Origin of the sequence: uncultured Methanobrevibacter sp. (assembly GCF_900314695.1) — an archaeon.
Taxonomy (GTDB): domain Archaea; phylum Methanobacteriota; class Methanobacteria; order Methanobacteriales; family Methanobacteriaceae; genus Methanocatella.
Genome location: NZ_OMWD01000040.1, coordinates 1 through 12,734, shown reverse-complemented (window position 1 = coordinate 12,734; position 12,734 = coordinate 1). Strand labels below are relative to the sequence as shown.

The following is a 12,734-nucleotide window of genomic DNA, read 5'->3' as shown; positions in this document are numbered from 1 at the left end:
CAAGGAAAATCCACATATTATTATGAATGGAAATGCTTTGACGAAAAAATAGGCATGGCCTAAGAATCTCCGGCTTCTACAAGCCGGAGAGGTTCAAAAACAATACCAGATACATTCTTACTGAACCAAAAACCGAATAATAATATCTACTAATAGCAGATCTATTATTTTCTTCGCAATTCTTTAGTGACAAATAGTCACCAACATCACTAAATTTAGAAAAATCAAACATTTTTTATCGCCGGCCTGATAGCTAATTCACGAAAAACATTAATTTTTCTCCTTAAAGGTCTAATTTGTGCTCTAATTTGATATATGTCTTCAAAAGCACCATTATCAAATCTTTCATCTGATACATACACTCTTAAAACAATGTATTTATCATCAATTTCAGGTTCAAAATTCATTTCAAGGCAGAATTCGGCATCATTAAAAGATTTTTCCAAATAGGGTTTAATTTCTTCAAGAAATATGAAGATATTTTCGTTCTTTTGAATTTGATTTTTAATGTCTGCAGGTGATTTGATGTTATAATATTCACCCAAATCTGAAAATTTCTCATCAAATGTAATTTTTTCATTCAATGTATCACCTGTTAGGTTTTTTTCACCTAACAAAACATATTATCAACTTAATAATATAAATAAGTTTTTAAATTTCTTCAAACAATATTTTAATTCCACAACAATATTTGTTTAAAATTAAAATATTCTACAAAGATAATTATATCAAACCCGATATAAAAAACAGTCAGTTTAAAACAAGAACAATTTTACATGCTAAAAGCAATTTTGAAAACTTTTAAAAAAAATAATTAAAGAGAGTTATAACTCTCCTCTTTTGCGTCTTTCATCCAATAGCTCAAGACCCAAATCCCCTAATTTGTATTTTTGGATTTTACCACTGGTTGTAAGCGGGAATTCATCAACAAAGAATACATATTTAGGCACCTTATAACGAGCGATGCTTCCGATACAGAAATCACGAATATCCGCTTCAGTCACCTCATCGAATCCTTCTTCCTTGATAATGAATGCTCCTACAATTTCACCGTATTTTTCATCAGGAATTCCAGCCACCTGAACATCCTGAACGCAGTCATGGGTAAACAGGAACTCTTCGATTTCACGAGGATAAATGTTTTCCCCACCTCTGATAATCATGTCCTTAATACGACCGACAATGGAGTAATATCCGTCTTCATCCACGGTTGCAAGGTCTCCTGAATGCAACCATCCGTCAGGTTCAATGGTTTCAGCAGTTTTTTCAGGCATGTTATAATAACCTTTCATCACATTGAACCCTCTGCACATGATTTCTCCAGGTTCGCCGACACCAGCCTCTTCACCGGTTTCGGGATCTACAATCTTAACTTCAATATTAGGGAATTTTCTACCTACAGTATTGATTTTTTTCTCGAATGAATCAGCAGCATTGGTTTGTGTAAAACCCGGAGCAGCTTCAGTAAGTCCATATACACTGGTAATCTCCTTCATGTTCATCTTTTCAATGGCGTCCTTCATGGTTTCCACAGGACAGGTTGAACCTGCCATGATACCTGTACGAAGTGAGCTCATATCAAACATTTCAAACATAGGGTGATTCATCATACCTATAAACATTGTAGGCACACCGTAGATGGATGTACACTTTTCCTTTTGAATTGATGATATTGCCAAAAGAGGGTCATACTCTTCCAATACAACCATTGTTGAGCCATGAGTGATTACTGCCATTACCCCTAAAACTGTTCCAAAACAGTGGAACAAAGGTACCTGCAATAGAAGCCTGTCTTTGGAAGTATAGTTCATGTTTTCTCCAATATAATAACCGTCATTTACAATGTTACGGGAAGTGAGCATTACACCTTTCGGAAAACCTTCAGTTCCTGAAGTATACTGCATGTTGATTACATCATGCTGTGTGACTGAATCCTTGATTTTCTGATATTCGTCATCGTCATAGTTCATTCCAAGAAGCAATAGCTCGTTGGTGTTATACATTCCCCTATGCTTTTCCTGACCCACATGGAAAATGAATTTCAAATGAGGGAATTTTTCAGCCACAAGGTGTCCCCTTGCACAGGTTTTAAGTTCAGGAACAAGTTCGTTTATTATGTCAAAATAGCTTGTATCCCTAAAAGCATCAGTCATTGCCAATGCCTTCATATCAGACTGTTTTAAAACATATTCCAATTCATGGGATTGGTAAGCTGTATTGACAGTTACTATTGTAGCACCTATTTTGGCTGTTGCAAACATGTATGTCAACCATTCCGGAACATTTTTGGCCCATATACCGACATGGTCTCCCTTTTCAATTCCAATAGCTAGCATTCCTTTTGCCAGGTTGTCTACTCTTTCATCAAATTCTTTATATGTAAATCTTAAGTTCCTATCCGGATAAACGATAAATTCATGATCTGGTTGTTTTTCAACCATTGATTCGAAAAATTTTCCTAACGGCAATTCTGTAAATAATTCTGACATCCTTTCACCTCAAATTAATTAAACAATAACATAACTAAACCAAAATGCAAATCATAAATGCAATCCCAATTGCAATGTTTTCAAGTTTAAATTCAAATCATCTGTGTAAAATCTATCTATTTTTGGTTTTAAAGTTATTTTACTCATTTTATCAACCTCAGTATGGAGTGTATAATACTGCTAATATCTTAGCGGAATCTTCTCCAGTTGCGTGTAAGTGGTGAGGTACTGCTGAGTCATAAAAGATTGTGTCGCCTTCACCGATTGTGAAAGTGTCCTTACCATAGATTACCTCAATTTGCCCTTCTAAAACATAGATGAACTCTTCACCTTCGTGGGAGGATAATTCCTTTTCCCCTTCTTCAAATTCAATATCAATTAAGAAAGGATCTATGTTTCTGTCGATTTTACCTGCACCTAAAGAATGGAATTCAAGGTTGGTGGCATTTGTCACATCTTCCCTACCTGAGAAATAAAGTGAATTTTCAGTTTTTCCACCTCTTGTGACTACAGGTCCAAGTTCAGGAGTATCATCCAAAAAGGTTCCTAACCTAACTCCAAGGGCTCTTGCCATTTTTGTTAATGGTGTAAGTGATGGTATTACTTCACCAGCTTCCATAGCTTCAAGAACTTCCTGTTTTACGCCACTTATTTCGGCTAATTCTTCTATAGACATGTCCTGTCTAGTTCTAATATCCTTTATCTTTTTTGCAAAGTCTTCATTTGTCATATTTTCACACATTTTTTTGAATTTACACTTAAAACAATTTAAGTATTTATAATTATCTTCAACAAGATATTTAAAACTATCTTGGAATATACAATTTTTGATAGTTTTATTTGGAATTTTTTAAAATTAATGAGAGCATAACGTGAAAAATGCCCCAATATTCAATAATAAATTCAATTGCAACAATACAACAATATTATCCCAATTTCGTTGAATTTATTATAATTTAACATTAAAGTTAAATATAATTATTTTAAAGTGATAAATTATAAAATAAAGCAAATATTGACCTGAAAATTAAGAAAAAAGATATATACGATGAAAACCAATACCAAATTGTAAAGATTCATCCTCAAATCTTTACAAAAAATGTCATGTAGAAATCGAAAACTATATTCGTTTGTGAATTAACTCCCTTTGAGAATGGGGCTGATACCCAAACAGCCCTATTCAAATCACCTAAAAAAATATTAATTGTCTTTTACTTAATGTTCAACAAGGGTGAGAATTTTGCAAAAAAACACAAAAATAATTATCATGATTGCACTTCTTCTGGCCGTTGGCGCTTTTGTATTCTATGAATTCAACCCACATTACAACAACATCACCTATGATACGATTGGAAATACAAGCATAGGAACTGTTGAAAAAGGAATTTCAGGCAATGTCAGTGCCAACAAGACCATAGCTTTGATTACCGGAATTCATCCAAGAGAAAAACTATCAATAGAACCGGAAATAGAGGCCGCAAAGGAATTTGGAAACAATGATGTGAAAATCATCCACTATAAGGTAACAGTAACAGATTATCCCGACGACTATGATGCAGGAAGGACAAACGGTGAAAGCCTTGTTCATGACTTCGTAAATCCGGATGTAACATCATCGGATGCAGATGCCGTTATCATAAGCCACTCCCACAATGCAGATTATGGTGAGGGATTTTATGTTGCAACACCAGAAATGGACAATGCATCTGTCGAAATTGCTGAAAAGATAAGCAAAACCAGTGACTTCAATTATTATCCAGTTACAGGAAATGAATCCTACAAGTCAACATCAGCCGTGCTGGTATCAAAACCTATCGCCCATGAGGGTTATCCCACTTTTGTATATGAAATACCTGAAGACATCTCAGATAGGACTGCGACCGACAAGACAAAGGAATTATTTGAAATGATATCCAACATCATTTCATGAATAATTTTGACCGTTCAAATAATTAAAAGTATAAGTAATTAAACCAATAGTATCATCACCAACCATTAGAATAATAAAAACAAACATTAACATAATCAATGCATATGGCATAAAATATATTTTAAATTTTGTTGATGTAGATGAAAGCATTGAAAAATATTATTTTCTTCAAATAGAAATTATTTAATATTATATTTTATAAAAATTTAACCAATAAAAGGAGCTATTTTATGTTAACTATTAATGAATGTTACCTCGAATTTGTCGATAAAATATTAAAGCAAGGAAAAGAAACTTATAAGGACTCAAATCATCACCTGATTGAAAGTCTCGGAAACTTCTATATAATTGACGACCCATTCAATCTAAAGTTCAGGGCAAAATACCAGCATTACACTACTGAAATGTTATTATCCGACATAAAGAACGGAAAATTCGATGTAGAAGGATGTCCGATGAAAAGCGATGCACTATATGAATATGTAAAATCAGCTGAAAATCCGGATGATCAGGGATTTGTATACACCTATCCAAATCGTATTTATGCACATTTCGACATTGACCAGTTCAACACAATGAAACAGAGAATATTAACTGCAACCGGATCAAACAGGGCAGTGGCAGTTACAATCGACCCGGAACTTGATGCTGAAAGAGAGGATATCCCGTGCCTTCAGTTCCTGCAATGCATCGTGCGTGACAACGAGCTGACCATACACTGCATTTTCAGAAGCAATGATATTTTCGGCGCATTCTACTCCAACATGTATTTCATCGCATATCTAGGCTTGAAAATGAAAGAGGAAGTTAACAAAGAAATAGTCGGTGAAAAATTAAACTTCGGTGGAGTACATTACCACTCAACATCAGGCCATATCTACAACACCGATTTAAAAGCAGCACGCAATCTTATTAAAGTTAATAAATAAGGTTTCAATAACCTTATTTAACTGTTATTTTATTTGTATTTTTTAAACTACCATAGCTTGTAGTTATTGTGAATTTTCCTTTTACTGAATTGACCTTTATTTTAAAGGTAGCTATTCCTTTCTTATTTGTTTTAGTTTTATAGATCTTTCCCTTGAATTTAACTGTGATTTTTTTACTTTTCAAGACTTTTCCTTTGGAATTTAAAAGCTTAACGTTGAACTTGAATGTCTTGGATTTTTTAACCGCCATGTTTTTGGTTATGAGTGTCGGCTTTATGACAATCTTGTTTGAAACCTTAAATGACTTGTAAGTAGATGTTATTGTATATGATTTTGCTTTGGCAGATATCTTTAAAGAAGCATAGCCATTGGAATCAGTATCTCTGTAATATGTTTTGCCGTTGAACTTGATTGTTACCTTAACTCCTTTTGCAACATTGCCGTGGTCATCATATGCCCTGACCTTATAATATTTGCCTGCACCATAATACATTGTCACGCCACTGGCGGTCAAACGTGAAACAACATTGATTGATTGTGTCTTAACTTCACCTGTTGGCAAATTTGTAACAACGACTTCATATTTCCCTTTAGCCAAATCAATATTGTGGGATATTTTCCCATCATTATCAGTAACCAGATTGTATACGTTATTGTTAACCTTAAGTGTTATTTTTGTATTCTTCAATAAGTTGCCTTTGGCATCACGGAAAACCACAGAATATTTTGCATTATATGTATATTTAGAAGCACTTGGCAATTCTATTGTTGATTTGATTGTTATTGTTTTAGTGAGATCGGATTTGAGGTATTGACTGTTTCCATTGAATGAAACATAAATTTTATGTTGTCCAGGATTAGAGCTGAACTTAAGCAATCCAATACCACTATCATTGGTAGTGACATCATACAATTTTCCATCAATATTTACCGAAAGCTTGCATCCAGAAACTTCATGTCCGAATTCGTCCACAAAGGTTATAGGGCATGAAATCTGACTGTCAAAGTAGAAGACATCATCGCAAGAAATCCTGGTGGCTTTCTTATTAACAGTAAAATCAAATGTTGCTTCATCAGATTTATAAATATAACTATCCATATATGCTTTAATTTTATATTTTCCAGGATTTAGATTTTCCAATATTAAAATGGCCTGACCATTATCTGATTTAACTGAATAAGGATTATCATTAAGCCTAATTGTCACATAATCTGAAACAGGTTTTGAAATTTTGACCCTAATTGTATGGACATTTTTTTCCACATCCACACCAACAGACAAATCCACACTTGTCTTGGATACGTTCAGTGATATGGTATTGGAAGATTCGCCATAGTAATTGCCGTCATCATCATAATTGGCACTAATGACATTGGTTCCGAAGCTTTTGAATAGATATTCCAGACTGGCCACTCCGTTTTCTACCTTGACTTTGCTTTCATCATTATTTATGATAAAAGTGACATATCCTCTATTGACCAAATTGGAATTCAAATCCCTAACGGTACAGCTTATATTAACCGGATTGAATACATTGACTGAATCGAAATTAAATTCCAAATATGTCTTTATCGCTGAAATATCAAAGAAATCATAGGTAGAATTGGATTTATATAAATAAGAATCATCCATATATGTGGCAACTATTTTATTAAAACCAAAACGTTTAAAATTATATTTCAAGTCAGCCACCCCATTTTTGACATCCACAGTAAAATCACTTCCTTCCACATTGAAAGTAACTTTACCACAATTCACAGAAAAGCCATCCTTATCAACAATATCTGCAGTAATGACAACAGGATTATAGTTATTGTCAACGGACAAATAAATTGAAACATCCTTTATCCCTATTTCCTTAGATAATGTCCTTTTTGAAGAAGCGTAACAATATAAGTCATCATAACTGACTACAATGTTTTTCAATCCTCCGGATTTAAAAATATGAGTAAAGTTAGCCTCCCCATCATTCACATTAATCTTATAATCCTCACCATCAACATTAAAAGTAACCATTCCGCTTTCTACCTTATTACCGTTTTTGTCTAAAATCACTGCACTGATTTTGAGAGGATTACTGTTTGAAGATGAAACGCTTACATTCATTGATGTGCTAATTGGCTTGTTGGAAACCATTATGAAATTGCTTGACTGATTGTAACCGACTTCACTGAATCTTGCATAAAATTTATTTATCTGATCCTTAATCAGCAAAGCATTGAATTTGGCAATGCCGTTTGCAATTTTAACAGTATAATCCAAACCGTTGATTGTAAATGTCACATCCCCCCTATTGACTAAATTACCGTATTCATCAAAGACTGTTGCAACAATATCAGCATTATCCTCACCAATATTTAAAACATCCAAATGAACTGAAGTATTTATCTCATTCAATATTGTGAATGCCTTGATGCAGGCTACCTGTGATCCGTAAGTATGGCCAGGATATTCCCATGAAAGATAATATAAATCCTGCCAGTTTTTGCCATCATAACTGATAAATGAGACGTTATCTGTGTAAAATTCACTGTTGAGTGAAACATATTCTGAAATAGGCACACCTGCTTCCTTATCAACCGTTATCTTGAATATGACGTTGAATATATCTCCTGCCTTGAGAGGAATCAACAGACCCAAATCGATGGTTTTGTAACTTGAAGTATCAATACCACTTTTGGTTACCCTTAAAACATCATTTACATAAAGTGACATTTCCCAATTAGACTTCTTTTGGAAATAAGTTGAAACCGCAGCCAGATATTCATCATCAGTTGCAACAAACTTGTTTTTGTACCAGACAGTACTTGATGAATTCAAAAAGAAATCAGTCCAACCCGGAACGTCATACTGATAATTCTTATCAAATTTGATTGTATCATTAAGGAGAAAAGTGTAGGTTGAATAAGGATTATCCAATGGAGCGCAATTGGTATCATAATATGAAACATAAAAAAATCCTTTATCTCCAGAACCGGCACCATGACTGTTTTTAATAATCCATGCACCGTCACCTTCAGGTGTTGTTTTGAAGTTACTTCGTGAATATGTGTCATCCCAACCAACAATAACAATGGCATGGTTTGAACCTGTGCTTCCGGAATAATAGTAATTTGTACCATTCATGTTAGAGCTGCTCCAATATATGCTTGTTGCAACAGCACCATATTCCATTAAAGCTTTCTTGATTTCATCATTGCCAGTATAAGAAGTCCTATTCAAATATACAATATTTTGAACATGAATAATACTATTCAAAATAGGAGATAAAATTGAAGAAGGATTATATGGATCCTCACTTTCATTGACAGGTCCTAACCAACCGGCAAGATATCCTGTTCCCATCTTATCATATCCCCCAATATTGTTTTCCATAGCCCATCCATAAGAGGAATACATAGCCATTAAGTTTTTCATGTTTTCTTCAGAAAGGTCATAAGATTTTCCGCTTGCCTTTAGAATGCAGGACTCAAGAGCACCAAGGGATGAAAATGCCCAACAGTTCCCTCCGTTTCCTTGGGCCTTTACTGGAGTAACATAACCCAATTCCCTTAAATCATATCTGGAAGGCAAGATATGATATGATGAATTATACCTGAATAATGTGTAGTTTCCATTTCCGACAAAGGAGTTATGCATCCATGATTCATAAACATCATTGTTAATGAATGTATTGTTTAATTCCTTATCTAAAATTGAATCATAATAGACCAAATCACTTCCAACTGAATAAACCGCACTCGCAGCATTTGAAGCTCGATTATTTGCAAAAGTGTTAGATTTGACTGTAAATATTTCAACATCATCAGCATATATCGCCCCACCATCCTTAGCGGAATTATTTGTCAAAGTAGAATTTTCAATTGAAAGTACACGATACAGCGAATAAATGGCACCACCATAATATTTTGCAGCATTGTTTCTTCCAACAAAATCATTCAAATATAGATTTGATTTTAAAGAAACAATTGCGCCTCCAAAATTAGCGGTACAATTAACCATTTCCAATGAATTGGACTCCAACTCGGAATTTATTTGATAGATTCCACCTGCAGCATCTTCAATAGCATAACAGTTATAGAACTTTGATTTATTGATAAAAGTGACAGCATCGTTTTCACATGCAATTGCCCCACCATAAGAATCAGCATAATTTGAATCAAACAGTGTATTGTCTATTGTCAAATATGCGTCATTAACATAAATTGCACCTGCAGTTGTTGCATGATTGTTATTGAATATGGAATTGGTTATGGTCAGGTTTCCTCCCACAACACTGATTGCTCCACCCTTAGAAGCAGAATTGCTTAAAAATGTGGAATTATCAATATAAGTTACGGATTTTCTAGTTGAAGATGAAATAACATTATTAGAAGAATCCTTAAAGATGCAATTTGAAACATTCAAACTGCCTGTAGTGGATATGGCAAAATTAATGAAAGTTACATTTTTAAGAGTTATGGAAGTTGATGAATCCAATCCCAAACCATGATATTTTATTATGGTTTTTGAAGGATTGCTTCCAACAATATTCAAATTTTTAGCTGAGATAGCCTTGTCGAGTTCATATTCCCCATCGGCGAAATGAACTGTGGAATCGGACACAATACGACTGCTTTTTAAATCCTTATATGGTTTGTAAAATGATCCGTCACCATCAATTTCAATTTCTGAATTGAAATATATGTCTGATTTTAGAATGTCGCCGCCCGAACTGGCTGCTGTGGAATTTTCAATTGCATTATCCACTGCAACAATCGTATTATTTTCACTAGCAAATGCTATCGGCATTATTAACATTAAACAAAAAATTGAGAATAATGCAATATATCTAATTTTATTCAACTTCCTTCCCCCATCTAAACAATTTAACCACATTAGAAGTTAAAATGTATAAAGTACTGTTATTTATAACAGTTATAGTATAAATAGTTGAAGTAAAAAAAAGTTATCATCAAAAAATCTAGTTAAAAATTTTAAAAAAAAATAGTAGAGGGAGTAAAAACTCCCGAAAATTTTAATTTTAGTGTTTACGTCTTCTTAATGGTATAATAGCCATAATTGCCAATAACAATAAGATTATTGGATTACCAGTAGCGTGCATAGTTGCAGGTTCGCTAACAGGCTTATGTTTAACTGTTTCATTTTCCGGAGTAGGCTCTGGACGAGGTTCTGGACGAGGCTCAGGCTTAGGATGAGGTCTTGGATGTGGTTTAGTTTTATTAACCACTTCTACTTCAACATCATCACCGATTTCATCAGTCATGTTTGATCCTGCAACAACAGAATTTATTACAGAACCTTCTTTAGTAGCGTAGAAGACCATTTCAAAGCTTGCACTTTCACCAATACCTAAAACACCAGAGTAGATAAATTTATTACCCACTTTGGTCCATCCTTCACCTTTGAAGCTGTCATATTTCAATCCATCAGGGAAATGTTCAATTACATAAACATTGTCTAAATCACAGCCGCCGACATTTGTTACGGTGACTTTGATAGTTACCTTATCACCTACATCAACGGTTGATTTGTCAATCTCCTGTTTCAATTCAAGTTTAGGTTCAACAACAACAGTAGTGTTATTTGAATAAGCACCACTGGTTAAATCTGAATTAGCAATTACTTCCGGAGTAAATACGCCCACAGCAGTAGTTGTGAAGTATAATGTGTAATTAGCAGATTCTCCAGGTTTTAAAATACCTGAATAACTGAACTTATTACCATCTTGAGTCCATCCACCACTAGGAGCACCTAAAATTCCACTAGTTAATTTGTTCCAATTATCTCCATCATAACCGTTGTATATTAAACCTTCTGGGAAGTTGTTTACAGTGTAAACACCAGTCAACTCACAGTCACCAATATTTGTAACAACAACAGTGAAACTAACTTCTTGTCCAACTAAAGCACGTGGATTATTTGATATTTCACGTACAGTCAATGCAGGAGTGTATACAATAACACTAGCATTTGAAGCTGAAGTTGAAGTTTGATCGGAACCTGCAGTAGCTTCATTAGTAAATTTACCACTTTGAGTTGTATTTACGACAATTGTCAATTCAACAGTTTCGCCAACATCCAAAGAACCATCATAATAGAACTTGGTTCCATCATAAGTCCAATTAGTGCCGATGAAATGGTCGTAAATTAAACCGTTTGGTATTTTATCTTCAACAAAGACACCTGTAAGCACCATATCACCATCATTAGTCACTTTAATTGTGAAAGTAGTTTGGTTACCTGAATATACATACTCGTTACCTGAAGTTTTAATAATGGATAATTTAGGATCAAATACTCTGACAGTAACATCTGATTCAACCATAGTTGCGTTTTCATTTGAATGAACTGAAACAACATTTGTAAGATTACCGGTTGATACAGCTTTTGCTTTAATTGTAATGACTTTGGATTCGCCGCTTACTAATAATGCAATGGTAGTATTTAAATCGCCACTTATTAGTTGTAAACCACTTGGCAAGATATCTTCCACTACAACATTTGTAGCATTGGAAGGACCGTTATTGGTTACAGTAATTGTAAATGTGATTTCACCACCTATTGTACTGATTTTCACGTCAGCGATTTTAACAACAGTCAAGTTAACTACAGGAGTTACTTTTACAGTTGCTGTACTGTTTTTAATAGTTGATTCCTCACTACAATTAGTGTGTGCAACATTGTCAAATGTACCATTAGTCAATGCACGGACAACAATCCATACAGAGTATGTGTCTTCACTAGCAATTCTGGAAACATTCCAAGTAACAGTCTTACCAGACAACTTATAACCAGCACTAGCATCAACAAACTCAAATGCACTGTCCAATTCATCAATAATATGAACACCAGTAGCGCTAGTAGTTCCATGATTTTTAACAGAAATTGTAAAGTTAACAAGACCATTTACAGCAACATCAGTTGCATTAGCAATCTTATTAATTTTTAAATCTGTTTCGTAGGAACTAACACTCACATTTGAAGTTTTAACTGTATCGTTTTGATTACAAGTCACCTCAACACGGTTCATGAATGTACCAGTCTTAATAGTTTTAACCACAATTGTAATTGTCTCTGATTTTCCACTTTCTAAAACTGGAATAATAGTAGTTAAATTACCACTAACTAACTTAAATCCATTTGTATCAAGAATATCACGAACTGTGATATTAGTTGCATCGGAAGGACCATTATTAGTTACAATAATTTTGAAAGTAACATTATCCCCAACTAAAGCGTCATCATCATCTACCAATTTTACAACAGTTAAATTAACCACAGGAATTACTTTAACAGACACATTTCCACCTTTAGCAGTAGAATTCTCATTTGAAGTTACATTAACCACATTAGTCAAAGTACCATTAGTCACAGCCTTAAGA

8 protein-coding genes are annotated in these 12,734 nt (G+C 34.0%); 2 read left to right on the top strand and 6 right to left on the bottom strand.

The features are described from left to right. Nucleotides 1-76 precede the first annotated feature (76 nt). The 4 genes from QZN45_RS10410 to QZN45_RS10395 all read right to left on the bottom strand — a co-directional run bounded on the left by QZN45_RS10410 (nt 77) and on the right by QZN45_RS10395 (nt 3,219). Nucleotides 77-232: a hypothetical protein gene (locus tag QZN45_RS10410; RefSeq protein WP_296812802.1), complete on the bottom strand. Its 156-nt coding sequence runs from the start codon at nt 230-232 to the stop codon at nt 77-79. Continuing rightward, the gene (locus tag QZN45_RS10405) at nt 225-584 is read right to left on the bottom strand and encodes a hypothetical protein (protein WP_296812800.1); all 360 of its coding nucleotides are present in this window, start codon (nt 582-584) and stop codon (nt 225-227) included. Before QZN45_RS10405 ends, QZN45_RS10410 begins: the two co-directional genes overlap by 8 nt. A gap of 240 nt (nt 585-824) precedes the next feature. Next, the gene (locus QZN45_RS10400; RefSeq protein WP_296812799.1) at nt 825-2,489 is read right to left on the bottom strand and encodes an AMP-binding protein; all 1,665 of its coding nucleotides are present in this window, start codon (nt 2,487-2,489) and stop codon (nt 825-827) included. Nucleotides 2,490-2,646: 157 nt separating this feature from the next. Continuing rightward, nucleotides 2,647-3,219, bottom strand: coding sequence for a helix-turn-helix domain-containing protein (locus QZN45_RS10395; RefSeq protein ID WP_296801966.1), 573 nt, complete (start codon nt 3,217-3,219; stop codon nt 2,647-2,649). 510 nt (nt 3,220-3,729) lie between these two features. On the opposite strand from QZN45_RS10395, the gene QZN45_RS10390 reads away from it, so the two are divergent. Both QZN45_RS10390 and QZN45_RS10385 read left to right on the top strand, forming a co-directional pair. Further along, nucleotides 3,730-4,419: a hypothetical protein gene (locus tag QZN45_RS10390; protein ID WP_296801967.1), complete on the top strand. Its 690-nt coding sequence runs from the start codon at nt 3,730-3,732 to the stop codon at nt 4,417-4,419. 230 nt (nt 4,420-4,649) lie between these two features. After that, a complete protein-coding gene (locus QZN45_RS10385; RefSeq protein ID WP_296801968.1) occupies nt 4,650-5,348 on the top strand; it encodes a thymidylate synthase in 699 nt (232 codons plus the stop codon). Between the two features lie 13 nt (nt 5,349-5,361). Here QZN45_RS10385 and QZN45_RS10380 read toward each other — a convergent pair whose 3' ends face one another. Together QZN45_RS10380 and QZN45_RS10375 are read right to left on the bottom strand one after the other, a co-directional pair. Then, nucleotides 5,362-10,194, bottom strand: a complete 4,833-nt coding sequence (locus tag QZN45_RS10380) for an Ig-like domain repeat protein (protein ID WP_296812797.1) — start codon at nt 10,192-10,194, stop codon at nt 5,362-5,364. 178 nt (nt 10,195-10,372) lie between these two features. Then, nucleotides 10,373-12,734 (bottom strand): DUF11 domain-containing protein (locus QZN45_RS10375; protein ID WP_296812795.1); only part of this gene is annotated, 2,362 nt, incomplete at its 5' end.

Bases quoted from the DNA above. Each gene is read 5' to 3' on its own strand.
- QZN45_RS10410 (WP_296812802.1), bottom strand. From the start codon at position 232: ATGTTTGATTTTTCTAAATTTAGTGATGTTGGTGACTATTTGTCACTA.
- QZN45_RS10400 (WP_296812799.1), bottom strand. From the start codon at position 2,489: ATGTCAGAATTATTTACAGAATTGCCGTTAGGAAAATTTTTCGAATCA.
- QZN45_RS10395 (WP_296801966.1), bottom strand. From the start codon at position 3,219: ATGACAAATGAAGACTTTGCAAAAAAGATAAAGGATATTAGAACTAGA.
- QZN45_RS10385 (WP_296801968.1), top strand. From the start codon at position 4,650: ATGTTAACTATTAATGAATGTTACCTCGAATTTGTCGATAAAATATTA.